The organism is Cellulosimicrobium marinum, assembly GCF_020551945.1.
Taxonomy (GTDB): Bacteria; Actinomycetota; Actinomycetes; order Actinomycetales; family Cellulomonadaceae; genus Cellulosimicrobium; species Cellulosimicrobium marinum.
This window is the reverse complement of sequence record NZ_JAJBZH010000002.1, coordinates 423,375-445,790: the sequence shown is the minus strand read 5'-3', so window position 1 is coordinate 445,790 and position 22,416 is coordinate 423,375. Positions and strand designations below refer to the sequence as shown.

The window sequence follows — 22,416 nt, the reverse complement described above, 5'->3', positions numbered from 1 at the left end:
ACCAGTTCGTGCGCGACGCCGCCCGGCACCCCGGTCAGGCCCTGTCGCCGCCCGTGAAGACCGGCGTGTAGGCGTCGCGGTCCGCGAGCCGCTTGCGCGGACGCAGCCGCCGCAGCGTGAGCCCGACGAGCGTCAGCAGCGCCGCCATGACGAGCAGGCCGACGTCACCGCCCGCACCCGTCACCGCGAGCGACGACGGCGCGGACGCCGAAACGCCCGCCCCGTGCGCCGACGCGCCCGGAGCCCCCGCCGAGGCGGTCGTGGGGTTCGAGACCTGCACGACCGTCACTCCCGGCCCCGCCGGGTCCGTCGGCTCGGTCGGCTCGGTCGGCTCGGTCGGCTCGGTCGGCTCCGTCGGGTCCGACGGGTCGGTCGGGTCCGTCGGGTCCGTCGGGTCCGTCGGGTCCGTGGGATCCGTCGGGTCGGTCGGGTCCGTCGGGTCGGTCGGCACGACGGCGGCCGCGCAGTCCGCGGTCGCGTCGCCCAGCAGGCCCACACCGAGGCAGGAGACGTCGACCGGCACCGTCACCGGGAGGTCGACGTCGACGTCCGGCAGCGCACCGAGCAGGCCCTCGTCACCGAGGACGCCGTCCAGCAGGCCGTCCGTGGCGGTCCCGTCGCCGCCGAGCAGCCCGTCGTTCCCGAGCAGCCCGTCGTCGCCGAGCAGGTCGTCGACCAGCCCGTCGTCGCCGAGCAGGTCGTCCAGCAGACCGCCGGTGCCGCTGCCGGTCCCGTCACCCGAGCCCGAGCCCGAGCCCGAGCCCGAGCCCACGGTCGCGTCACCGATCACGCCGACCGCGACGTCGGACACGTCCACCGGGACGGTGACCGGCACGTCGACGTCGATCCCGTCCACCGGCACCGAAGGGCTCGGTGACGCCGGGGCGGACGGCGTCTCGGCGTCACCCGAGGACGACACGGCGGCGTCCCCGAGGACCGCCACCGCGACGTCGGACACGTCCACGGGGACGGTCACGGGGACGTCCACGTCGACGTCCGCCGGAGTGCCGGCGGACGTCCCGTCCGCAGGCTCGGCGGGTGCCGTCGGCTGGTCCTGCGGGGCCGCGGCCGGCTCGCTGGGCCGTTCCACCGACGCGTCGCCGAGGACGCCCACGGCGACGCCCGAGACGTCCACGGGGACCGTGACGGGCACGTCCACGTCGATGTCGGCGGGCGCCTCGGCCGGCGCCTCGGCCGGCGCCTCGGTCGGTGCCGGCCCGGTGTCGGCGGCCGGGGCCGCGTCCTGGGCGGGCGCCGGGGCGGCCGCCTGTGCCGGGGCCACCTGCGCGTCCCCGACGACGGCGACCGCGACGTCGGACACGGTGACGGGGACGTCCACGGGGACGTCGACGTCGATGTCGGGGAGACCGTCCGCGACGTCGCTCAGCCGAGCGTCGACCGCGACGTCGATCCCGAGGTCGCCGAGGAGGTCTCCCTCGGCTGCGTGGGCCGCTCCGGCCCCTGCGGCCAGCAGGCCGCCTGTGACGAGCGCTGTGCGCAGCGCACGCCGGACGAAGGTGTGCATGATGAGCTCTTTCCTGTCTGAGGTGGTGGCGCGAGAGCGCCAGGTCGCGTGCCGCGCTCGGGGCGCGGGGCGACCGCCTCAGGCAGGCGAGACGGGGACGTCGAAGAAGGTCGACGGGTGCGCGGACCGTGCGTCGTCGACGACGACGGCCCACGAGTCGGGAGCGCGCAGCCCGGCGTCGCCGACGAGCGCCGCGTCCGCCGCGGAACCGCCGGAGCGGGACGACGCGCCGGAGGGCGCGGGGGCCGCGCCGAGCGTGCCGTCGGCGGGCGCGCCGGGAGTCGTGCCGAACGGCTGGACGGACGGGGTGGCGACCTCGGTGCCCACCGGGCCGTCGCCCTGCACGGCGGTCGTCGCGAACGCCGTCACACGGCCCTGCGAGCTCTGCGAGGACGTCGGCGCGCCGGGCCCGCCCGGGCTCGACGGCGAGGCGGCCGTCGGGGGCGGCGACGCGCCGTCGGCCGCACGGACCGGACCGCCCGGTGGGGCGCCGGTAGGGGCGACCATGCCCGGGGGTGCGCCGTCCTCGCCGGGTCGGACCGCGCCGTCGGGCTCGTCGCCGTCAGGGTGCGCGGGCAGGATCGGGGCGAGGGGCTCGACGGGGGCCAACGGCCCGGTCACCGGGCCGAGAACAGGGTCGAGGACCGGCGCCAGCGGTTCCGTGACGGGCGCGAGGGCGTCCAGCACGGGGTGCGTCACCGGGGCGAGCGGCGCGGTCGCGCGGACGACGTGGTCGAGAACGGGGGCGAGCGCCTCGAGGACGGGCGTCACGGCCGGCGTCACGGCGTCCGCGACCGGGGTGGTGACGGGCTCGACGACCTCCACCACCGACTCGACCACGGGGGTCGCAGGCGTCGCGACCTCCTCGACCACGGGCGCCACCGGCTCGGCGACGGCCTCCACCACGGGGGCCACCGGCTCGGCGACGGCCTCCACCACCGGGGCCACGGGCTCCACGACCGGCTCGACCACCGGGGCTACCGGCTCGGCGACCGCCTCCACCACCGGGGCCACGGGCTCCACGACCGGCTCGACGACGCGCTCCACGACCGGCTCCACCACACGCGAGACGACCGGCTTCACCACGTCGTCGACCACCGGCTCCACCACCGGTTCGACGACGCCCTGCACCGTCGACGTCACGGGTGCGAGCAGGTCGCCCAGAGGGTCGCGCTCCGCCGCGGCGGCGCCGTGGGCCGCGGCGACGGCCAGCACCGTCCCGACCCCCGCGCCACCGACCGCGAGGGCGGCGCGCACGAGCCAGCGGCGCGCGCCTGCGCGCCTGCCCTGCTCCTGCGTGCGGTCCATGACCGTCCCCCATGTCGGTGCGAGCTGCACGACCGGCCGCTTCGCCGGTCGGTCGTCACCGTACGCACAGTCGGGCGGCCCTCACCACCCGGATGCCCGATTTCACCCGACGGTTGCCCCGAACAGCAGCCCGAGGGCGTAGGTCGCCGCGGCCGCTCCCAGCCCGATCGCGACCTGCCGCAGCGCGCGCGTCACGGGCGAGGTCCCGGACAGCAGGCCCACCGTCGCGCCGGTCGCGAGGAGCGCGAGGGTCACGAGGCCCGACGCGACGGCCACCGCAGCGAGGCCGGTCATCCCGAGGAGGTACGGCAGGACGGGGACGAGCGCGCCCGACGCGAAGAAGCCGAACGACGAGACCGCGGCACCGACGGCCGTCCCGTGCGTCTCGTGGTCGTCGTCACCCGCGGCCGGGGCGATGACGGTGCGGGCGTCGTGCGTCGCGAGCACCTCGGCGGCGTGCGCCTCCGCCTCCTCGGCGGCCATGCCGCGCGCCCGGTAGACGAGGGCGAGCTCGTTGGCGTCGACGTCGAGGTCGGGGAGCGCGGCCGACGCCTGCGGGCTGGGCGTCGACGCGTCGAGCAGCTCCCGCTGGGACCGCACGGAGACGTACTCCCCCGCGCCCATGGACAGCGCGCCCGCGAGCAGCCCCGCGAGCCCCGAGAGCAGCACGGTCTGGTTCGACACCCCCGACGCGCCGATGCCGAGGATGAGCGCGAGGTTCGACACGAGCCCGTCGTTCGCCCCGAACACCGCCGCGCGGAAGGTGCCCGACATGCGGTTGCGGCCGCGCGTCGCGAGACCGCGCACGACCTCCTCGTGGATGCGCTCGTCGGCCGCCATCGTCGCGGTCGCGTCGGCGTCGGTGTCGTACGCGGAGCGCGCCTCGGCCCGCTGCGCGAGCGCGAGGACGAACACGCCCCCGAACCGGCGCGCGAGCCACCCGAGGGTCCGCGTGCGCCAGTCCCCGCGCAGCGGCTTGCCGACGTCGTCGCCGAGGAGGTCGAGCCAGTGCTGCTCGTGCCGCTTCTCCGCGTCGGCGAGCGCGAGGAGGATCTCGCGCTCCTCGCCGGTGCGCCGGCTCGCCAGGTCGCGGTACGACGCCGCCTCCGCACGCTCGTCGGCCAGGTAACGCCGCCAGCGGCGGAGGTCGCGCGGGGCGGGCGGCGGGTCGGCCCCAGGCGTGTGCGTGGGAGTGGGCGGAGACGTGGACACGTCCCCATCATGGCGATTTCCACGCCCCGCGTGTTTCGCACCACCGAACGTCCGCGCGGCGGGGTGCCGTCGCCCGACCGTCCGGGAGCCCGGCGACCCGGGGTCACGGAGCCCGGGGCCCGAGGGCCCGGCGCGGCTCGAGCGCTCGGTGGACCGGCGGTCGTCGTGGTTGGATCGACGCCATGAGCACACAGCCTGAACGTCCCGAGATCGACGCGCCCGAGGGCCCCGCACCCACCGAGCTGGTCGTCGAGGACCTCGTCGTCGGCGACGGCCCGGAGGCCGCCGCCGGGTCGACCGTCGACGTGCACTACCTCGGCGTGGAGTACGAGACCGGCGAGGAGTTCGACGCCTCCTGGAACCGCGGCCAGTCCATCAACTTCCCGCTGCGCAGCCTCATCGCGGGCTGGCAGCAGGGCATCCCCGGCATGAAGGTCGGCGGGCGCCGCAAGCTCGTCGTCCCGCCGGAGCTCGCCTACGGTCCCGCGGGCGGCGGTCACCGCCTGTCGGGCAAGACGCTGATCTTCGTCATCGACCTGCTCGGCGTCTCCTGACCGCGGTCCTCACCTCGCGGGCGCGCGGCTCGGGGGGGGGGCCGTGCCGCCCCTCGCGCCGCGTCCTGTCCCCTGCACCCCGAGCACGCCGCGACGACGCGGTCGACGACGACCCCGACGACCGTCCCGACCGCGACACCGACGGCCACGGCGAGCAGCGGGTTGCCGTCGAACCAGCGTGCGGCCAACGTGCCGACCGCGAACGTGTACGCGGCCCAGCCCGCCGACGCGACCGCCGAGAGCGCCATGAACCGGCGCCGGGAGAACCGGACCGCACCGGCGGTGACGTTGACGGCCGTCCGGCCCACGGGCACGAACCGCGCGCCCAGCACGACGGCCGCGCCACGCCGGTCGAGGGAGCGTGCCGCCCAGGCCACGGCACGGGTGCCGCGAGAGCCCCGCAGCGCGGGCAGCCCGCGCGTCCCCACGGCGCGGCCGAGGGCGTAGGCGAGCTGGTCGCCGCACCACGCCCCGAGCGCCGCGACGAGCACGACGAGCCACCAGGCGACGCCGCCGCCGGACTGCGCGGCCACGGCGAGCAGCACCACCACCGTCTCGCCGGGCACGGGCGGGAACACCCCGTCGACGGCGGTCGCGCCGAACAGCGCCGGCAGGGCCCACGCGGAGTCGACGAGCGCGAGCAACCACGACTCGACCCCGCGCCACATCTCGACGACCCCCGCGACCATGCCTCCCAGCGTCGGTGCCCGGGCGGCGGCGCACCATGGGGTAACCCCCCGGTCCGCCCCTGAGGCGACCCCGACCGCACCGCGCCTCCACCCGCCTGCCCGCCCGGGGACGCCTCGGGCCCGACGCGCGGACGGTGCACCGGGCACGTCCCCGGACAGGGGAGAATGGGTCGACGTAGTCGCCCCCGCGCCGCCGCCGGCGCGAGGGTGCGTCATCGAGACGCACAGTGGATCGAGGAGCGCAGTGATCACTGTCAGCACCGACGGGTCGTGCCTGAGCAACCCCGGTGGCGCCATCGGGTGGGCGTGGATCAACCACGACGGCGCGTTCGACTCCGGTGGAGCCGCGAGCGGCACCAACCAGGTCGCGGAGCTCACGGCCCTCCTGCAGGCCGTGCGGGCCCATCCCGGCGCCGAGCCCCTGCTCATCGAGTCGGACTCGCAGTACGCGATCAAGTGCGCGTCCGAGTGGGTCGTCGCGTGGAAGCGCAAGGGCTGGCGGACGGCCGGCGGGCAGCCGGTGAAGAACCTCGAGCTGGTCCGGGCGATCGACCGTGCCATCACCGAGCGCGCGGGCCCGGTCCGGTTCCGGTGGGTGCGGGGGCACGTGGGCGACCCGTTCAACGAGCGGGCCGACCAGCTCGCCGGGCTCGCCGCGCAGGACTGGGCCGCGGGACGCGGCGACGTCGACGGCACGCTCGTCCCGGAGCTGGGCGGCCCGGGCGCCGCGTCGGGCCGCGGGTCGCAGGCCGCCGTCCCCGCGACGTCGCGCACCGCCGCCGCGGACCGCTCGTGGGACATGGACACCCTGTTCGACTGACCGTCGGCGGCGGGTGCGACGATGGTCGGGTGACCGTCCTGCCGAGCACCGCCCCGCCGACGGCGCGGCGGCTGACGTCGGCTCGACCGCTCGACCTCGGGCTGACCCTCGCGCGCCTCGCGCGCGGACCCTACGACCCGACGTTCCGTCGCACCCCGTCCGGCGAGGTGTGGCGCACGAGCCGCGCGGACTCCGGGCCCGTGACGTGCCGCCTCGTCCAGGCCGGGCCCTCGGAGGTCGTGTGCCACGCGTGGGGCCCGGGCGCGCAGGAGACCCTCGACGGGCTCCCGCACCTGCTCGGTGAGCAGGACGACGACGAGGGGTTCGCCCCTCCCCCGCAGGTGCGCGACACCCACCGGCGCTCGCCCGGGCTGCGGATCCCGCGCACGGGCCGCGTCCTCGAGGCTCTCGTACCCGCGGTCCTCGAGCAGCGCGTGCAGTCGGTCGCGGCGTGGCGGTCGTGGGCCTGGCTGCTGCGCCGCTACGGCGAGCCCGCGCCCGGACCCGCCGGGGAGGCGGGGATGCTCGTCGTGCCCGACGCCGCGACGTGGGCGGGCGTGCCGTCTTGGGACTGGCACCGGGCCGGGGTGGACCCGGGCCGGGCCCGCACGGTCGTCGCGGCGGCGCGCGTCGCGCGCCGGCTGGAGGAGTGCGCGGACGTGCTCGACGCCCAGGGCGCCGCCGCGGCGCACGCGCGGCTGCGCGTCGTGCCCGGGGTGGGGGTGTGGACGGCGGCCGAGGTGGCGCAGCGCGCGCTCGGCGACGCCGACGCCGTGTCCGTCGGGGACTACCACCTGTCGAAGGCGGTGGGCTGGGCGCTCGTCGGCGAGCGCGTCGACGACGAGCGGATGCTCGAGCTCCTCGCCCCGTTCAGCCCGCACCGCTACCGCGTCGTGCGGCTGCTGGAGATCTCGGGGCGGGCCAGGCCCCCGCGCCGGGGACCGAAGCTGTCGATCCAGGACCACCGCGGGAACTGACCCGCTGCCCGGTCAGTCGGGGAGGGCGCAGGTCCCGTCGGCGCAGGTGCCCGCGTCGTCGCTGCCGACCATCGTCAGCGCGGGCGCGGTCTCGCGGTGCGGGGCGGCGGCGTCCGCGGCGGAGACGCTCATGAGCGTCGTGCGGCGGGGGTTGGCGATCGAGTGGAACAGGGTGGTGTCCGTCATGGGAGTCCTCCTCGTGGGTGGCACGTGCGCCGGTGCGCGTGGGCCGGCTGCGTCGCGGGCCTCGCCGCGGTGTCGACGATTCCCCCAGTCTCCGTGATACGCAGTCGCACGGCTACCGGGCCGAGTGTGAGATAGGTCGCGCACCTGCCGGCTCGCCTCAGGCGACGTCGCGTTCGGCGACGGCCTGCTCGAGCACCTGGACGAACACCGCCGGGTCCTGCGCGCCTGAGACCCCGTACCGCCCGTCGACGACGAAGAACGGGACGCCGGTGATGCCGTAGGCGCGCGCCTGGTCGACGTCGGCCCGCACGGCGTCGGCGTACCGGCCGTCCTCCAGCACGGCCACCGTCTCGTCGCGGTCGAGGCCCACCTCGGCGGCGAGGTCGGCGAGCACGTCGAGGCGGCCGACGTGCGCGCCCTCCTCGAAGTACGCCTTGAGCAGGCGCTCCTTCATCTCGACCTGGCGCCCGTGAGCCTTCGCGTGGTGCAGCAGCTCGTGGGCGGTGAGGGTCTTCGTGTGGCGCAGCGCGTCGAAGTCGTACGCGAGGCCCTCGGCCGCGGCGAGCTGCGTCATCTGGTCCAGCATCCGCTCGACCTGCTCGCGCGGCATGCCCTTGTGCCCCACGAGGAAGTCGACCTCCGTGCCGTCGAAGTCGACCGGGGTGTCCGGGGCGAGCTCGAACGAGTGGTACTCGATCTCGACGGGGTGGGCGAAGCCGGCGTCCGCGAGCCGGGTGAGCGCGGTCTCGAGGCGGCGCTTGCCGACGTAGCACCAGGGGCACGCGACGTCGGACCAGACGTCGATCTTCACGGTCTCCGCAGCGGGGGTCTGGGTCATGTGAGGTGACAACCGCCGCCGCGCGTCGCGGATTCCGCGTCAGCGTGTGACGTCGGACGCGCGGTGGAGGTCCTGCAGCACCATGATCTCCGCGCCGTGGTGGATGAGCTCGCGGTTCATGTGCGCCACGAGGTGGGCGAACGGCGACTGCGCGTCGATCTCCGTCGCCTGGCTCAGCCCGACGGTGAAGGTCTGGTCCTCGGGCAGGGCGTCGACGGCGGCGCGCCACCGTTCCACGACGTCCCGTAGCCCGGCCACGGCCTCGTCGACGTCGCCCGAGAGCGGCACGCCGTCACGCCGGGTGGCGTGCTCGCCGAACGTCCACTCCCACCGCTCGGCGAACGCCTCGGTGAGGTGCGCGACGAGCCACCCGATCGTGCGGGGCTGTGGCGAGTCGGGCTCCGCCGGCCACTCCATGACCCACTCGCCGGGACCGAGCGTGCGGGGCGAGCGCTCCTCGCCGCGCCGGACCACGCGCAGGGCGCCCGGTCCGGGCTCGTGGTCCATCTCGCCCTGCGTCAGCGTCGCGAGCCGTTCCGCGAGGACGAGCCAGGAGAAGCCGAGCTGACCGCGCACCACCGCGAGCGCCGTCGGCTCGGCGAGGATCGACCAGTCGAACTCCGGGCTGCCGTACCGCTGCGTGGTTCCGCTCTCCGGCATCGTGGACCACCTCCTCCGGGTGACACTAGGGGGACCGACCCACACCGACCCCCGGAGCTCCCCGTGCGCGTGCGCCCCCGAACCGTCCTCCTCGTCGCGACGGCCTTCGCCGTCGTGCTGCTCGGCGCCCTCGTCGTGTTCCTCGCGATCAACGGCGTGGACGGCGTCGCCGACTGAGCTCGTCCCCCCGAGCCTCCCCGGACCGCTCGCCGCGCGCCGCGCGGGGGCCCGGGTGATCCTGCTGGGGTACCGCTCCCCCGCAGGAAGGCCCCGGCATGAGCGTCCCGGACACCGCACCCGACCCGCAGCTCGTGCTCGTGCGCCACGGGGAGACGGAGTGGAGCGCGACGGGTCGGCACACCGGCCGCACCGACGTGCCCCTCACCGTCGCGGGCGAGCAGCAGGCCGTCACGGCGGGCGTGTGGCTGCAGCGGTGGGCCGACGCGCGGGGGCGACGCCCCGCCGTCGTGCTCGCCAGCCCGCGGCAGCGTGCGCGGCGCACGGCCGACCTCGCCGGCTACCCGGGGGCGACGACGGACGACGACCTGGTCGAGTGGGACTACGGCCCCGTCGAGGGGCGCACGACGCCGGAGGTGTCCGCGGCCCTCGGGCGGGACTGGCTCCTCTTCCGCGACGGGGTGAACGTCCTGACGTCCCCGGACGGGCACCGGGGCGAGGGCCTGGACGACGTCGCCGCACGGTGCGCGCGCGTCGTCGGGCGGGTGGAGCCCGCGCTGCGCGACGGCGGGGACGTCGTGCTGTTCGCCCACGGCCACGTGCTGCGCGTCCTCGCGACGGTGTGGCTCGGGATCGAGCCCGCGCTGGGTGCGCGCCTGGAGCTGGGCACCGCGACGGTCTGCCTGCTGGGGTTCGGTCACGGGCTGCGCACGATCGAGGGGTGGAACCTCCCGCCGACGGGCTGAGGTGGCACGATGTCGCCCATGGGTCTGAGCGAGAAGCACCTCACCGAGGGCGAGCACGTCGTCATGGAGCTCAAGGAGCACGCGAAGGCGCTGTTCTGGCCGCTCGTCCTGCTGGTGCTCCTCGTCGCGGGGGCGGTCGTCGCGCTGCTGCTCGTGCCGGACGACGTGGCGCGCTGGGCCGCCGTCGGTGTCGCGGTCGTCGCGGCGGTGATCTGGGTCGGGGTGCCGTGGCTGCGCTGGCGCACCACGGAGTACACGGTGACGAACAAGCGCATCGCGATGCGCTCGGGGATCGTCACGCGCACGGGCCGTGACATCCCGCTCTACCGCATCAACGACGTCAACTACGAGAAGGGCCCGATCGACCGGCTCTTCGGGTGCGGCACCCTCGTCATCTCGGACGCGACGGACAAGCCCGGCCTGGAGCTGCACGACGTCCCGGACGTCGAGGACGTACAGGTGCGCCTGCACGACCTGCTCTTCAGCGCGGACGACGGCTCGGACGACGGCGAGTGGCCGCCGAACGAGCCGCCGCGCGGTCCGCGCGCCCCCCGGGTGCCGCGCGCCGGACGCTGACCGCGACCGGCGTCGTCCGCAGACGCCGAGCGCGTCAGTCCTCGATGCGGCGGCCCGCGGCGGTCTCGGCGCGGGCGAGCATCTCGTCGGTGAGGGTCACGTCGCCGCCGAGGTGCGCCGCGAGCAGCGCCTGCGCGAGCCCGGCCGCCCGCGCCGGGTCGGCACCGCGCGTCGTCCACGCGCCGAACCAGTCCGCGAGACCGACCCCGTGCTCCGGCCGGTAGCAGACGGTGACCGTGTCACCGGCGCGCACCTCGCCCGGCCGCACGACCCGCAGGTAGGCCCCGGTCCGGTTCGCCACCGTGAACCGCTTGACCCATCCGGCCTCGTCGAGGCGACGGGCGAACGTCGCGCACGGGGTGCGGGGCTGGGTCACCTCGAGCAGCGCCGTCCCGACCGACCACCGCTCGCCGACGAGGGCGCCGCTCACCGGGATCCCCTGCACGCGCAGGTTCTCCCCGAACAGGCCCGGAGGGACGTCGCGCCCGAGCTCGCCGGCCCACCAGTCGGCGTCGTCCTGCCCGTACGCGTACACGGCCTGGTCGGCACCGCCGTGGTTGGCGCGGTCCGCCTGGACGTCGGCGTACAGGCCGAGACGTCGCGCCTTGACCGGCCCGTCGACGGGCCGCTTGTCGATGGCCGTCACGCCGACCGTCCCCGCGTCGGGCAGGAGACCGTGGACGCGGCAGACGGCGAGGAGGGTGCCCGTGAGGGCGGAGGACGCGAGCTCGGTGGCGGGGGCGGCGGTGGTCATCCTCGGATTGTCGCAGCACGTCGGGTCGCGGACACGGTGATTCTCCTGGCCCTCGTGGCGGTCCTGTCGGTCACGCCGGCTCGAACGTGAACGTCACCGTGCCGCGCGAGCTCCCCTCGACCCCGTCGACCGCGTCCACGTGCAGCGTCCCCGCGCCGTGCAGGTCCACGCTGCCGCCGCGGTCCACCACCACGACGTCCTGACGGTGCGGGCTGCGCACCGCGAGCTGGACCCGCGCCCGGTCGCCGCGCACCCCCACGCGCATCACCCCGACGCGCACGCCCGCGAACGTCGGCTGCTCGCCCTGCGCGGCGGTGGTCGTCTCCTGAGTCATCGCGGTCAGCCCTTCGTCGACGGGACGGAGTACACGGAGTCGAAGTTCGCCTGGTACTCCGCCTCGGTGAGCCACAGGTCGCCGACCTTGTTCTCCCCGTCGAGCGACCCGCCGTCAGGCCCCCACGGGTTGACGACGTGGATCTTCAGCTCGCCGTCGACCTCCCGCACCTCGTCCACGACGTACGCGTGGTTGGGCACGATCCGCGAGTCGTCGACCTCGTCCTCCCAGAACCAGAACGCGTCGTCGTCCTCCGTGCCGACGGCGACGGGCCCGTCGGCGAGACGGTCCTGGATCTCCGCGAGGTCCAGCTCGCCGCTGCGGTCGGCCTGCGCCCCCGTGATCGCCTCGAACGCGTCGCTCGTGAAGCCACCGTCGAGGTCGGCGTAGTCGCCGCCGAAGTACTCGGCCGCCGCCTTCTCGTAGATCGACGCCCAGTTCGGGTCCCCGTCGGGGTCGCGCACGCCGTTCTCCGGGATCGTCGGCTCGACCGTGATCTCCACGGGCTCGCCGTCGTCGTACATCGTCACGGTCCACGTGCCGTCCTCGTTGCGCACCATGTGCTCGCGGAAGAAGCCCGGGTCGTCGTGCGCGATCGCGCCGAGACCGGCGAGCAGCCAGCAGTCGCCGAGCTGCCCCTGCTTGATCTGGTCCGGGTCCACGGCGGCGTCGTCCAGCGGGAGGTCGCCCACCGGGTTCTCCTCGTCGTACTCGCCCAGGCCGTCGGTGAGGCCGGGGTCGCCGGGCCGGTCGCCGTCCGGCGTGCTGCGGTCCCCGCCCGGCGCCCCGCGGTCCCCGGCACCCGGGGCGCCACCGGGCCCACCGCCGTCGGTGCTCGCGCCCTCCTGCTGGTCGGCGTCGCGGCGCAGCGCCGTCGCCGCCTCCTCCAGGAGGAGCGCTGCCGCGGCGAGCCGCGGGCCGAGCGTCGAGGCCCAGTCCTGCCGGAACGCGTCGCCGTCCGCGCCGTGCCACCCGCACGACGCGAGGCGCGCGTCGATCTCGCCCCGCGCCTGCGCCAGCGCACCGCCCGCCGTCGCCACCCGGCCCCCGAGCTCGCGCAGCGCCGCGACATCCGCCCCGTACATGCCGCCCATCCGTCCCCCTCGTCCACCCGCCGACCGGCTCGTCCACGTGCCGACCGGGCGTGACGTTAGCGGGTCGACGACCCCGCGGCCAGGGGCGCGCTCCCCATCCACCGGCCGCCGCCCGGTGGTACCGTCCACGCCGGGCGGCGCCGCGCCGCCGGAGGGGGAGATCCATGCGCAGGTCCGCGGTCCTCGTCACGCTCGCCGGCGCCCTCGTCGGCACGGTCGCCCTCGGGGGCTGCACCGCCGACGACGTGCCCACCGCCCCGCCCCCGGCGCCCGCCGACGCGCTCCCCGCCTACACGGACCTGCGGGCCGACGCCCTCGACGCCCTGGGCCCCGTCCTCCCCGACGCGGCGTGGGCCGACGCCTCGACCGTCGGGCCGGACGGCCCCGAGCTCAGCGCGCAGCCCGACGGCACGTGCTCGGTGGTGCTGCCGGAGGCCCGCGCCGACGTCGACCCCGCCACGGCCGTCGCCGCGCTCGACGACGTGCCGGACGCGCTCGCGGACGTGCTCGACGCCCACGGCTTCGACCCGGCCACCGGGCCGCACGACACCGAGCACGGCGGCGACGTCGTCGTCGAGGCGCAGGACGCGGCCGGGTGGCTCCTCACCGTCACGGTCGACGGCGCGACCGCACGCGTCGGCCTGCGCGGGCCCGTGGACGCCTCGCCCTGCGACGGCCCGGCGCTCGCCGGGACGTGAGGGTCGCGTGACGTCGTACCGCGTGTCCCTCGCCGTGGGGCTGCTGCGCCCGGGTGCGGACCCGGTGGCGGTGCTGCCCGCCGCGGTGGAGGCGGCGCGCGTGCGCACGACGGTCGAGGCGTACGACGTCGGGGTGGTGCGCGGGGAGGCCCGCGTCACGGTGCGCTTCCTCGCGGACGGCGACGACGCGGCGCGCGAGGTAGCAGGGGTAGTGGTGACGGCGGTGCGGGGGCTGGCCGCGACGTCGGGCACGTCGGTGGCGCGCAGGATGGGCGCGCGGTGGCGCCCGGTCCGACCGCCTGGTCACCCGGGCGACACATAACCTACGCAACCGTAGGTTACGGTGGCGGGGTGAACCTGCTCGCGACCCGGCCCTGGACCGCCCGGTACGCGCCGGGCGTCCCGGCCGACGTGAAGATCCCCGACGAGCCCGTCCCGGCCGCGCTGCGGCGCGCGGCCGCGCGCTGGCCCGAGCGCGTCGCCGTCGACTTCTTCGGCGCCACCACCACGTACGCGCACCTGGCCGCCGAGGTGGAGCGTGCCGCGAGCGCCCTGCACGACCTCGGCGTGCGTCGCGGGGACCGGGTCGCGCTCGTGCTGCCGAACGGCACCGCGCACGTCGTGGCGTTCTACGCGACGCTGCGGCTCGGCGCCGTCGTCGTCGAGCACAACCCCACGTACACGGCCACGGAGCTGGGGCACCAGCTCGCGGACTCGGGCGCCGTCGTCGCGCTCGCGTGGACGAAGGCCGTCCCCGCCGTGCTCGACGCCCGCGCGGACGCGCCCGCCCTGCGCACCGTCGTCGCCGTCGACCTCGCACGGGACCTGCCCCGCTCGTCGCGCCTCGCGCTGCGGCTGCCCGTCGCCCGCGCCCGCGCCCAGCGCGACGCGCTGCGCGGACCCGTCCCCGCGGGCGTCGCGGACTGGCACCGCCTCGTGGCCCGGGCGCGCCGCCTGCCCCCGACGCTGCCGCTCCCGGACGCCGACGACGTCGCGCTCGTCCAGTACACCGGTGGCACCACGGGCACGCCGAAGGGCGCGGTCCTCACGCACCGCAACCTCGTGGCGAACGTCGTGCAGGGCCAGGCGTGGGCGTCGTTCACCGAGGGCGAGGAGACGGTCTACGGCGTGCTGCCGTTCTTCCACGCGTTCGGCCTGACGTTCTGCCTCACGCTCCCGGCACGGATCGGCGCGACGCTCGTCGCGTTCCCGACGTTCGACGCCCACGCGTTCGTCGCCGCGCAGGCACGCCGCCCGGCGACGTTCCTGCCGGGCGTCGCACCGATGTTCGACCGCATCGTCACCGCCGCCTCCGACGCCCGGACCGACCTGACCTCGATCCGCCTCGCGTTCGCGGGTGCCATGCCCATCACCGCCGAGACGGCCTCCCGGTGGGAGGACACGACCGGCGGCCTGCTCATCGAGGGGTACGGGATGACGGAGACGTCGCCGATCTCCCTCGGCAACCCGTGCTCCGACGACCGCCGGCCCGGCACCCTCGGGCTGCCGTTCCCGAGCACCGACGTGCGCGTCGTCGACCCCGACGCGCTCGACACGGGCGACCTGCACGACGCCGAGCCCACCCCGGGCGACGACGGCGTCCCCACCGTGCGGGGCGAGCTCCTCGTGCGCGGCCCCCAGGTGTTCGCCGGCTACTGGAACCGGCCCGACGAGACCGCCCAGCAGCTCCTCGACGGCGGCTGGCTGCGCACGGGCGACGTCGTCGAGGTGCCCCTGGAGGGGCCCGACGCCGGCACGGTCACGCTCGTGGACCGCATCAAGGAGATGATCGTCACCGGCGGTTTCAAGGTGTACCCCTCGCAGGTGGAGGACCACCTGCGGGACATGCCGGGGGTGCGCGACGTCGCCGTCGTCGGCCTGCCCGGTGCGGGCTCCGACGAGCGCGTCGCGGCGGTCGTCGTCCTCGACGACGACGGGCCCGACGGCGCCCCCGCGCCCCCGCGCGTCGACCTCGCCGCGGTCCGCGAGTGGGGCGAGCGTCGTCTCGCCCGGTACGCCCTGCCGCGCGCGCTCGCCGTCGTGCCCGACCTTCCCCGCTCGCAGATCGGCAAGGTGCTGCGCCGCACGGTCCGCGACGACCTCCTCGGACGCGACGACGTCGAGCACCACCGCCCTGACCGCCCCGACCGGGCGACCGCGAGGTAGAACCGGCGTCCGTCGAGGTGCGCCCACGCTCGAGCTCAGGTCGGGCGGCTGTGCCGGGTCGTGGCGGGTCTGGCGGGAGCGACGCGAGGAACGAGCGGCGCGGATGGTAGACCCGGCGCGGCCGCCCGACCTGCGCTCGTCACGACCACGGTTCTCCCTCGGCCAACCCCGGTTCTCCCTCGCGCAACCACGGTCCTCCCTCACCCACCACCGCGCCAGCCGCACGGCCCGCCGGTAACCTGGCGGCGTGCCCGACCCCACGCCGCCCGCCCTGCCCCACGTCGTGGTGGTCGGTGCGGGGTTCGCCGGTCTCGCCGTCGTGAAGGAGCTCGCGAAGGACCCCGTGCGGATCACGCTCGTGGACCGGCGCGTCTACAACACGTTCCAGCCGCTGCTGTACCAGGTCGCGACGGGTGGCCTGAATCCCGGTGACGTCACCTACTTCCTGCGGGGGCTGCGCCTGAGGCAGAAGAACGTGCGGGTCGTGCACGAGCACCTCGTCGGCGTCGACCACGAGAACCGCCGGATCCGTCTGCTCAACGACGAGTGGGTGGACTACGACTACCTCGTGCTCGCCAACGGTGTCTCGGCGAACTTCTTCGGCACGCCGGGCGCCAAGGAGAACTCGTTCCCGATGTACTCGCGGTCCCAGGCGATGCGCATCCGTGACACGTTGTTCATCCGTCTGGAGAAGGCGGCCTCCACGCCGGGCACGGACGACGGGCTGCGTGTCGTCGTCGTGGGGGGCGGCGCGACGGGCGTCGAGGTCGCGGGTGCGCTCGCCGAGCTGCGGACGGCGGGGCTGCGGCCGTCGTACCCCGAGATCCACGGTGACGCGTTCGAGGTGAAGATCGTCCAGCGCGGGCCGGAGGTGCTCAAGACGTTCCACCCGGCGCTGCGCCGGTACGCCGCGGACGAGCTGCGCCGGCGGCACGTCGGGCTGCATCTGGGTGCCGGTGTCTCGGAGGTCCTGCCGGACGCCGTGGTGCTGACGGACGGCACGCGTATCCGCTCGGACCTGACGATCTGGTCGGCGGGGGTGCACCCGCACGAGGAGGTCGACGACTGGGGGTTGCCGCGCGGGGAGGGCGGGCGCGTCGTCGTCGGCGACGACCTGCAGGTCGAGGGCCTGCCCGGGGTGTTCGCGGCGGGCGACATCGCCGTCTCCCCCGCGGGCCTGCCGCAGCTCGCGCAGCCGGCGATCCAGTCCGGTGCGCAGGTCGGGCGCAACGTGCGCGCTCTCGTCGCGGGCCGCCCGACGACGGCCCTGCGCTATTTCGACAAGGGCACCATGGCCGTCATCGGTCGTCGTGCGGCCGTCGCGGAGGTCGTGGGGCGGGTGCGCCTGACGCGCGGGGTGGCGTGGCTCGCGTGGCTGTTCGTCCACATCATGGGGCTGATCGGGCCCCGCAACCGGCTCACGACGCTCGCGGGACTGGTGACGCGGTACGGGTTCCCGTTCCACCGCCGACCCATCCCGATCGTGGGTGACGTGCCGACCATCCGGCCCCCCAAGAAGATTGCCGGGGCGAATCATTCCGACATCGCGGACGAGTCCCCCTGAACCCACCGACGTGGACGCCCGCGTGCGCGGTCCGTGTCGTAGGCTCGGCGAGGACGGCGCGACAGGGGGTCGCGCCCGACGATCGGGGGGCAGCACGTGCGGTACGTCGTGCGTCGTGGCGGAGCGGTCGTGACGACCGTCGTCACCCTCAGCCTGCTCGGGGCCTGCAAGGTCCCCGGCGACCCGGGGTCGCCGACCGCCGGACCGACGCCCGGCCCGACGAGCACCACGTCGCCCACCGCCGAGCCGTCCACCGGTCCGGCCGACCCGCCCGGGCACGGCGGGTCCGCGGGGATCGACGTCGGCGTCACCATCGAGCCGGGACTGTCGATGCCCCGGCTCGCCGAACGCCCCGTCGCCGAGGCGCGCCGCACGCTCGACCGCGCAGGCGCGACGCACGTCCGCCTCGTCGACGCGCGCCACGGGACGACGCTGCGCACGACGGCGCCCCGGTGGACCGTGTGCTCGACGAACCCCGCGGCGGGCACGTTCGTGCTCGCGTCCGCCGAGGTCGTCCTTGCCGCCGCCCCGGAAGCCCGCCTCTGCCCCTGACCTCTCGACGGTCTGCCCCCGGGCGCCTAGGCTCACCTCCACACGGGTCTTCGCAGCGTCGCGTCTCGTGTGCGACTCGGCTGCTCCCGCCACCACCGGGAGGGCCGGCGGGGGCCACTGCCGAGGAGGATGCGTGAGACCACGTTCGTTCGTCCCGTCCGCAGCCGCCGCGAGCCTCGTGCTCGCCGTCATGACCGCCGCACCCGTGGGTGCAGCACCCGGAGCCGTCCGCAGCGCCGCCGACCCGCTCCCCCTCGAGGACCTCGTCACCGGTGACGCGGTCATGGACCGTCTGGTGGACCTGCAGGGCATCGCCGACGCGAACGGCGGCAACCGTGCCCTGGAGACGCCGGGGTACGAGGCGAGCGCGCAGTACGTCGAGGACGCCCTGACCGCGGCGGGGTACACGCCCGAGCGGCAGTACTTCACCTTCGAGGACCTCGTGGTGGACGACCTCTCGCTCACCGTCGCGGGCGTCGAGGTGACGGAGGACGTGTACCCGGCGGAGTTCGCCCCCGACACCCCGGACGACGGCGTGACCGGCCCGGTCGTGCAGCCCGTCGACGCCCTGCGGCACGGGTGCGTCGCCGCGGACTGGGACGGGGTGGACGCCGACGGCGCGGTCGCGCTCGTGAGCCGTGGCTCGTGCCCGTTCGCCCAGAAGGTGCAGGTCGCCGCGGGCGCGGGTGCGGCCGCCGTCGTCCTCTACAACAACACGAACGGCGCCCTGAACCCGACGCTCGGCGCGGAGAGCCCCGCGTGGGCCCCGACGGTCGGCATCACGCAGGCCGCCGGGCAGGAGGTCCTCGCGGCCCTCGCGGGTGGCGCGACGCCCGAGGCCACGTACGACTACCAGTCGCACGTCGAGGAGTTCGAGACGTTCAACGTCCTCGCGCAGACGCCGGGCGGGCGGGCGAACAACGTCGTCATGGCGGGTGCGCACCTCGACAGCGTCGAGGACGGCGCGGGCATCAACGACAACGGGTCGGGGTCGATGGCGATCCTCGAGGTCGCGGTCCAGCTCGCGGCGGCCGCGGAGGCCGACGGCTGGCCGGACAACGCGGTGCGCTTCGCGTGGTGGGGCGCGGAGGAGGTCGGGCTGATCGGGTCGACGCACTACGTCGACGACCTCGCCGCGAACGACCCCGCCGCGCTCGACGACATCGCGACCTACCTGAACTTCGACATGGTGGGGTCGCCGAACTACATCATCGGCGTGTACGACGCCGACCAGTCGACGTACCCGCCGCCCGCGGGCGTGCCGATCCCCGAGGGGTCGGCCCAGACGGAGGACGTCTTCACCGACTACTTCGACTCGATCGACCAGCCGTGGGTCGACACCCAGTTCTCGGGCCGCTCGGACTACCAGGCGTTCATCGCCAACGGCGTCCCCGCGTCGGGCCTGTTCACCGGTGCGGACGGCTCGAAGACCGCCGAGGAGGTCGCGCTGTTCGGCGGCACGGAGGGCATCTTCTACGACCCGAACTACCACTCGCCGCAGGACACGATCGACAACGTCGACCCCACCGCGCTCGACATCATGTCGCGCGCGATCGGGCACGCGGTCGCGGCGCTCGCGGACGACACGTTCGCGGTGAACGGCGCCGGGAACCCGGAGCTGACGAACCTCACGGCGCAGGCGCGGTGCCTGAACGGCACGGCGTACGTGGCGGTGCGGGCGACGAACGACGAGACGGGCTGGGCGGACGTCCGGATCAGGACGGCGTTCGGGGAGAAGAAGTTCACGAAGGAGGCGTCGGGCTCCAACGCCTACCAGGCGTTCAACACGCGTGCCGCGTCGGTGGAGGCCGGCACGGCGACGGTCAGCGCGTACGTGTGGAACGACGGCGACCCCCGCCACCAGGTGTACGAGGTGCCGTTCGACGCGATCACCTGCGGCTGACCTGAGGCCGCCGAACCCCGGGTCGTTCGGCAGGACGCACCGTTCCTGCCGAACGACCCGGGGTTCGGCGCGTGGTCCTACCGGTCGAGCGCCTCGAGGATCGGCGCGTCCCCGGCGGTGAACCGGACGAAGCGGCCCACGGTCGCGGGCGTGCGGAGCGTCTGCGCGACGACCATCGCGACGTCCGCGCGCGACACCTGCGACGCCGCGCCCTGCGGGGTCTCGGCGTCCTCCGCGAGCACGTCGACGGCGCCGGTGGGGGCGTCGTCGGTGAGCGTGCCCGGTCCGAGGACGGTCCACTCCAGGTCGGTGGCGCGCAGGTGGTCGTCGGCCGCGAGCTTCGCGTCGGCGTAGGCGAAGAACGACGAGTCCTCCGGGACCCCGTGGTCGGGCACCGACCCGATCCAGGAGACGAGGACGAACCGGCCGACCCCGGCGGACGTCGCGGCGTCGACCGCCCGGACGGCGGCGTCCCGGTCGACGGCGTAGGTGCGGTCGCGGTCCCCGCCGCCCGCGCCCGCGGTCCACACGACGGCGTCGTACCCGCGCACGGCGTCGGCGATCTGCTCGGTCGACGCGTGCTCGACGTCGAGGAGCACCGGTTCGCCGCCGAGGTCGCGCACGAGCGGCAGCTGCTCCTCCCGCCGGACGACCCCGGCGACCTCGTCCCCGTGCTCGGCGAGGATCGGCAGGAGCACGCGGCCCACCTTGCCGTGCGCTCCGATGACGACGACCTTCATGAGCTGTCCTTCCGTCGGCGGTCCGTCCGGGTCCACCGTGGCCCGACGTCGGGCACGACGCCAGCCGGACGCCGTGCCCGACGGTGACGGCGCCGCCCCTCGTGGGGCGACGCCGTCGTCGTCGGTCGTCAGGCGGTGGGGACGAGCGCCCCGGCCCGGGCGGCGATCCAGCCCGCGAGCCGGTCCGGCCGGTCGGTGATCACGCCGTCGACGCCGAGGCGCACGGCGGCGTCCCAGTGCTCCGGCTCGTTCAGGGTCCACACCGTGACCTGGAGGCCGGCGGCGTGCAGACGGTCGACCAGGTCGGGCTGCTCGACGAGCAGGGTGCCGACCGGGTTGCACGTCACGACGCCGAGCTCGGCGCAGCGGTCGAGCAGGTCGTCGCCGACCTCCACCACCAGCAGTCCGCGACGCAGCTCCGGGTCGGCCTCGGCGAGCGCGGCGACGGTCTCGGGCCAGAAGCTCTGCCCGATCACCCGGTCGGTCAGCCCGGCCGCCCGCAGCGGCTCGGTGACCTTGCGCACCTGCTCCGTGGTCCACGACCCCTTCACCTCGAGCAGCAGGTCGACGCCGGGCCGGGAGAGCAGGAGGTCGACCACCTCGGCGAACGTCGGGACGCGCTGCCCCGCGAACGCGGGCGAGAACCACGAGCCCGCGTCGAGCGCGCGCACGTCCGCGAGACCGAGCCCCGCGAGCGCGCCCGTGCCGTCCGTCGTGGCGTCCACGGTGTCGTCGTGGATGACGACGACCTCGCCGTCGCCGGTGAGCTGCACGTCGATCTCGATGCTGTCCGCGCCCGCCCGCCACGCCGCCTCGAAGGCGGCGAGGGTGTTCTGCGGGGCGACCGCGCTGTTGCCGCGATGCGCGACGACGCGGGGCCGGCTCACAGGTACGGCTCCACGTTCTCCTCGTACGCGCGCTCGATCTGCGGCGCGATCGACTCGAAGGCTGCGGCCGGGTCGGTGCCCTCGATGACGATCTGCTCGATCGCGTCGTTGAGGAGGGCGTCGGCTCCGGGGACGAACACGCGCACGTCGTCCTGGATGCGCGCCTTGTCGGCGAGCTGGTCGACGGCGGTGCGGAACTGCGGCGTCTGCTCGTAGATCGCCGTCATGGTGTCGCTCTCGACCGCGGAGGTCCGCACGGGCATGTACCCGGTGCCCTGGGAGAAGGTCGCCGTGTTCTCGGTGCTCGTGAGGAACTCGAGGAACATCGCGGCCGCGAGCTGCTCCTCGGGCGTGCTCGACGAGGAGATCGCGACGCCGGTGCCGCCGGTCGGCGTGCCGCCGCCCTGCGGGCCGTCGGGCAGGTAGGCCGTGCCGACCTCGAACGGGGCCGCGTCGAGCGCGCCCTTGAGCGAGCCGGTCGACCCGATCGTCGAGGCGATGAGCCCGGAGGCGAAGTCCGCCATCGCGTCGTCGGCGGAGAGCGTCGCGACACCCGAGTCGTGGAACAGGTCGTGGAGGAACTGGCCGCCCGCGACCGACTCCTCGGTGTCGAGGGTGAGGTCGAAGCCGTCGGAGTACGCCCCGCCCTGGCCCCAGATCATGTTCTCGAACCACCACGCGCCCCAGGACGGGCCGGTGGAGAGGCCGAACGTCGAGCCGCCCTCGGGCACCTGGGTGCTCAGCGACGCGTCCCACTCCTCGAGCTCGGCCCACGTCTCGGGGCCGCGGTCGGGCAGGCCGGCGGCGGTCCACAGGTCCTTGTTGTAGTAGAACAGCGGCGTCGAGCGCGCGTACGGCACGGCCCAGTGCTGGTCCTCGTACTCGTAGTCGGCGTAGAGCGCGGGCTGGAAGTCCTCCGCGTCGGCGTCGAGGTGCTCCAGGACGTCGTCGAGCGGCAGGATCTGGTCGTTGAGGTGGTAGCGGAACCACCAGACGTCGGAGGCGATGACGACGTCGGGCATCTCGTCGGTCTGCGACGCGGCCTGGAAGCGCTGGGCTACCTCGTCGTAGTTCGCGCCGGCGGTGACGAGCTCCACGCCGATGCCGGTCTCGGCCTCGAAGGCGTCGATGATCTGCTGCTCGATCTCCTGCGACTGGCCCGGGTGGTTGCTCCACCAGGTGATCTCGGACGCCGGCTCGACGGACGACCAGTCGGTCGCCTCGTCGCTCGCCTCGTCGGAGCCGCCGGTCGAGCCGACGCTCGGGCCCGCGCACGCGGTGACGGTGAGGGCGGCGACGGCCGTGAGCGCGGCGGCAGCGTACCGGCGCGACGCGCGCCGGGCGGGACGGTGGGACACAGGTGCTCCTTCGGGTCGTGCACCGGGGTCGGTGCGCGGTTCGGGTGCTCGGGGTCCGAGCGGGAGCGCCCGACGACGCCGGGCGCGGGTCCGGGGCG

24 protein-coding genes are annotated in these 22,416 nt (G+C 75.4%); 11 read left to right on the top strand and 13 right to left on the bottom strand.

What is annotated here, in order from left to right; genetic code table 11:
- Window positions 1–34: 34 nt before the first annotated feature.
- The 3 genes from LGQ04_RS05875 to LGQ04_RS05865 all read right to left on the bottom strand — a co-directional run bounded on the left by LGQ04_RS05875 (window position 35) and on the right by LGQ04_RS05865 (window position 4,045).
- The gene (locus tag LGQ04_RS05875; protein ID WP_229243043.1) at window positions 35–1,525 is read right to left on the bottom strand and encodes a hypothetical protein; all 1,491 of its coding nucleotides are present in this window, start codon (window positions 1,523–1,525) and stop codon (window positions 35–37) included.
- A gap of 78 nt (window positions 1,526–1,603) precedes the next feature.
- Window positions 1,604–2,833 carry a hypothetical protein gene (locus LGQ04_RS05870; RefSeq protein ID WP_229242765.1) on the bottom strand — a complete coding sequence of 410 codons (1,230 nt, stop codon included), beginning with the start codon at window positions 2,831–2,833 and terminating at the stop codon, window positions 1,604–1,606.
- A gap of 102 nt (window positions 2,834–2,935) precedes the next feature.
- Window positions 2,936–4,045 carry a VIT1/CCC1 transporter family protein gene (locus LGQ04_RS05865; RefSeq protein ID WP_372469975.1) on the bottom strand — a complete coding sequence of 370 codons (1,110 nt, stop codon included), beginning with the start codon at window positions 4,043–4,045 and terminating at the stop codon, window positions 2,936–2,938.
- Window positions 4,046–4,227: 182 nt separating this feature from the next.
- On the opposite strand from LGQ04_RS05865, the gene LGQ04_RS05860 reads away from it, so the two are divergent.
- On the top strand, window positions 4,228–4,599 hold the full coding sequence (locus LGQ04_RS05860; RefSeq protein ID WP_229242764.1) for an FKBP-type peptidyl-prolyl cis-trans isomerase: 372 nt from the start codon (window positions 4,228–4,230) through the stop codon (window positions 4,597–4,599).
- On the opposite strand, the gene LGQ04_RS05855 is transcribed toward LGQ04_RS05860, so the two are convergent.
- On the bottom strand, window positions 4,542–5,288 hold the full coding sequence (locus LGQ04_RS05855) for a DedA family protein (protein WP_229242763.1): 747 nt from the start codon (window positions 5,286–5,288) through the stop codon (window positions 4,542–4,544). The genes LGQ04_RS05860 and LGQ04_RS05855 overlap by 58 nt on opposite strands.
- A gap of 244 nt (window positions 5,289–5,532) precedes the next feature.
- On the opposite strand from LGQ04_RS05855, the gene LGQ04_RS05850 reads away from it, so the two are divergent.
- Window positions 5,533–6,108 carry a ribonuclease H family protein gene (locus LGQ04_RS05850; RefSeq protein WP_229242762.1) on the top strand — a complete coding sequence of 192 codons (576 nt, stop codon included), beginning with the start codon at window positions 5,533–5,535 and terminating at the stop codon, window positions 6,106–6,108.
- A 29-nt stretch (window positions 6,109–6,137) separates the two neighbouring features.
- Complete coding sequence (locus LGQ04_RS05845; protein ID WP_229242761.1) at window positions 6,138–7,085, top strand: DNA-3-methyladenine glycosylase family protein; 948 nt, start codon at window positions 6,138–6,140, stop codon at window positions 7,083–7,085.
- A gap of 12 nt (window positions 7,086–7,097) precedes the next feature.
- On the opposite strand, the gene LGQ04_RS05840 is transcribed toward LGQ04_RS05845, so the two are convergent.
- From LGQ04_RS05840 to LGQ04_RS05830, 3 genes are all read right to left on the bottom strand, one after another.
- The gene (locus LGQ04_RS05840; RefSeq protein ID WP_229242760.1) at window positions 7,098–7,271 is read right to left on the bottom strand and encodes a hypothetical protein; all 174 of its coding nucleotides are present in this window, start codon (window positions 7,269–7,271) and stop codon (window positions 7,098–7,100) included.
- A 157-nt stretch (window positions 7,272–7,428) separates the two neighbouring features.
- On the bottom strand, window positions 7,429–8,109 hold the full coding sequence (locus LGQ04_RS05835) for a DsbA family oxidoreductase (RefSeq protein WP_229242759.1): 681 nt from the start codon (window positions 8,107–8,109) through the stop codon (window positions 7,429–7,431).
- Window positions 8,110–8,148: 39 nt separating this feature from the next.
- Window positions 8,149–8,769, bottom strand: coding sequence for a DinB family protein (locus tag LGQ04_RS05830; protein WP_229242758.1), 621 nt, complete (start codon window positions 8,767–8,769; stop codon window positions 8,149–8,151).
- Window positions 8,770–9,044: 275 nt separating this feature from the next.
- On the opposite strand from LGQ04_RS05830, the gene LGQ04_RS05825 reads away from it, so the two are divergent.
- Window positions 9,045–9,692: a histidine phosphatase family protein gene (locus LGQ04_RS05825; RefSeq protein ID WP_229242757.1), complete on the top strand. Its 648-nt coding sequence runs from the start codon at window positions 9,045–9,047 to the stop codon at window positions 9,690–9,692.
- A gap of 18 nt (window positions 9,693–9,710) precedes the next feature.
- Window positions 9,711–10,268: a PH domain-containing protein gene (locus tag LGQ04_RS05820; RefSeq protein ID WP_229242756.1), complete on the top strand. Its 558-nt coding sequence runs from the start codon at window positions 9,711–9,713 to the stop codon at window positions 10,266–10,268.
- 34 nt (window positions 10,269–10,302) lie between these two features.
- On the opposite strand, the gene LGQ04_RS05815 is transcribed toward LGQ04_RS05820, so the two are convergent.
- The 3 genes from LGQ04_RS05815 to LGQ04_RS05805 form a co-directional block, all read right to left on the bottom strand.
- Entirely contained in the window at window positions 10,303–11,022 is a 720-nt protein-coding gene (locus tag LGQ04_RS05815) for an MOSC domain-containing protein (RefSeq protein WP_229242755.1), read from the bottom strand.
- 70 nt (window positions 11,023–11,092) lie between these two features.
- The gene (locus LGQ04_RS05810) at window positions 11,093–11,356 is read right to left on the bottom strand and encodes a hypothetical protein (protein WP_229242754.1); all 264 of its coding nucleotides are present in this window, start codon (window positions 11,354–11,356) and stop codon (window positions 11,093–11,095) included.
- A gap of 5 nt (window positions 11,357–11,361) precedes the next feature.
- Window positions 11,362–12,450 carry a C2 family cysteine protease gene (locus tag LGQ04_RS05805; RefSeq protein WP_229242753.1) on the bottom strand — a complete coding sequence of 363 codons (1,089 nt, stop codon included), beginning with the start codon at window positions 12,448–12,450 and terminating at the stop codon, window positions 11,362–11,364.
- A 164-nt stretch (window positions 12,451–12,614) separates the two neighbouring features.
- Here LGQ04_RS05805 and LGQ04_RS05800 point away from each other — a divergent pair, with 164 nt between their 5' ends.
- From LGQ04_RS05800 to LGQ04_RS05775, 6 genes are all read left to right on the top strand, one after another.
- Window positions 12,615–13,148 carry a hypothetical protein gene (locus LGQ04_RS05800; protein ID WP_229242752.1) on the top strand — a complete coding sequence of 178 codons (534 nt, stop codon included), beginning with the start codon at window positions 12,615–12,617 and terminating at the stop codon, window positions 13,146–13,148.
- Between the two features lie 7 nt (window positions 13,149–13,155).
- Entirely contained in the window at window positions 13,156–13,470 is a 315-nt protein-coding gene (locus LGQ04_RS05795; protein WP_229242751.1) for a hypothetical protein, read from the top strand.
- A gap of 35 nt (window positions 13,471–13,505) precedes the next feature.
- On the top strand, window positions 13,506–15,314 hold the full coding sequence (locus LGQ04_RS05790) for an AMP-binding protein (protein WP_267494537.1): 1,809 nt from the start codon (window positions 13,506–13,508) through the stop codon (window positions 15,312–15,314).
- Window positions 15,315–15,561: 247 nt separating this feature from the next.
- The gene (locus LGQ04_RS05785; protein WP_229242749.1) at window positions 15,562–16,878 is read left to right on the top strand and encodes an NAD(P)/FAD-dependent oxidoreductase; all 1,317 of its coding nucleotides are present in this window, start codon (window positions 15,562–15,564) and stop codon (window positions 16,876–16,878) included.
- A 129-nt stretch (window positions 16,879–17,007) separates the two neighbouring features.
- Window positions 17,008–17,430 carry a PASTA domain-containing protein gene (locus LGQ04_RS05780; protein ID WP_229242748.1) on the top strand — a complete coding sequence of 141 codons (423 nt, stop codon included), beginning with the start codon at window positions 17,008–17,010 and terminating at the stop codon, window positions 17,428–17,430.
- A 133-nt stretch (window positions 17,431–17,563) separates the two neighbouring features.
- Window positions 17,564–19,333: a M28 family peptidase gene (locus LGQ04_RS05775; protein WP_229242747.1), complete on the top strand. Its 1,770-nt coding sequence runs from the start codon at window positions 17,564–17,566 to the stop codon at window positions 19,331–19,333.
- 77 nt (window positions 19,334–19,410) lie between these two features.
- On the opposite strand, the gene LGQ04_RS05770 is transcribed toward LGQ04_RS05775, so the two are convergent.
- The 3 genes from LGQ04_RS05770 to LGQ04_RS05760 form a co-directional block, all read right to left on the bottom strand.
- Window positions 19,411–20,073 carry an NAD(P)H-binding protein gene (locus LGQ04_RS05770; protein ID WP_229242746.1) on the bottom strand — a complete coding sequence of 221 codons (663 nt, stop codon included), beginning with the start codon at window positions 20,071–20,073 and terminating at the stop codon, window positions 19,411–19,413.
- A gap of 128 nt (window positions 20,074–20,201) precedes the next feature.
- Window positions 20,202–20,960 (bottom strand): glycerophosphodiester phosphodiesterase, encoded by a 759-nt coding sequence (locus tag LGQ04_RS05765; RefSeq protein ID WP_229242745.1) that lies wholly within the window; start codon window positions 20,958–20,960, stop codon window positions 20,202–20,204.
- Window positions 20,957–22,318, bottom strand: a complete 1,362-nt coding sequence (locus LGQ04_RS05760) for an ABC transporter substrate-binding protein (protein ID WP_229242744.1) — start codon at window positions 22,316–22,318, stop codon at window positions 20,957–20,959. The genes LGQ04_RS05765 and LGQ04_RS05760 overlap by 4 nt, the downstream gene beginning before the upstream one ends.
- Between the last annotated feature and the right edge of the window lie 98 nt (window positions 22,319–22,416).

Excerpts from the sequence above, each read along its gene's own strand:
- LGQ04_RS05875 (WP_229243043.1), bottom strand. The coding sequence starts at position 1,525 with ATGCACACCTTCGTCCGGCGTGCGCTGCGCACAGCGCTCGTCACAGGC.
- LGQ04_RS05870 (WP_229242765.1), bottom strand. The coding sequence starts at position 2,833 with ATGGACCGCACGCAGGAGCAGGGCAGGCGCGCAGGCGCGCGCCGCTGG.
- LGQ04_RS05860 (WP_229242764.1), top strand. The coding sequence starts at position 4,228 with ATGAGCACACAGCCTGAACGTCCCGAGATCGACGCGCCCGAGGGCCCC.
- LGQ04_RS05855 (WP_229242763.1), bottom strand. The coding sequence starts at position 5,288 with ATGGTCGCGGGGGTCGTCGAGATGTGGCGCGGGGTCGAGTCGTGGTTG.
- LGQ04_RS05840 (WP_229242760.1), bottom strand. The coding sequence starts at position 7,271 with ATGACGGACACCACCCTGTTCCACTCGATCGCCAACCCCCGCCGCACG.
- LGQ04_RS05835 (WP_229242759.1), bottom strand. The coding sequence starts at position 8,109 with ATGACCCAGACCCCCGCTGCGGAGACCGTGAAGATCGACGTCTGGTCC.
- LGQ04_RS05830 (WP_229242758.1), bottom strand. The coding sequence starts at position 8,769 with ATGCCGGAGAGCGGAACCACGCAGCGGTACGGCAGCCCGGAGTTCGAC.
- LGQ04_RS05825 (WP_229242757.1), top strand. The coding sequence starts at position 9,045 with ATGAGCGTCCCGGACACCGCACCCGACCCGCAGCTCGTGCTCGTGCGC.
- LGQ04_RS05820 (WP_229242756.1), top strand. The coding sequence starts at position 9,711 with ATGGGTCTGAGCGAGAAGCACCTCACCGAGGGCGAGCACGTCGTCATG.
- LGQ04_RS05815 (WP_229242755.1), bottom strand. The coding sequence starts at position 11,022 with ATGACCACCGCCGCCCCCGCCACCGAGCTCGCGTCCTCCGCCCTCACG.
- LGQ04_RS05810 (WP_229242754.1), bottom strand. The coding sequence starts at position 11,356 with ATGACTCAGGAGACGACCACCGCCGCGCAGGGCGAGCAGCCGACGTTC.
- LGQ04_RS05805 (WP_229242753.1), bottom strand. The coding sequence starts at position 12,450 with ATGGGCGGCATGTACGGGGCGGATGTCGCGGCGCTGCGCGAGCTCGGG.
- LGQ04_RS05800 (WP_229242752.1), top strand. The coding sequence starts at position 12,615 with ATGCGCAGGTCCGCGGTCCTCGTCACGCTCGCCGGCGCCCTCGTCGGC.
- LGQ04_RS05770 (WP_229242746.1), bottom strand. The coding sequence starts at position 20,073 with ATGAAGGTCGTCGTCATCGGAGCGCACGGCAAGGTGGGCCGCGTGCTC.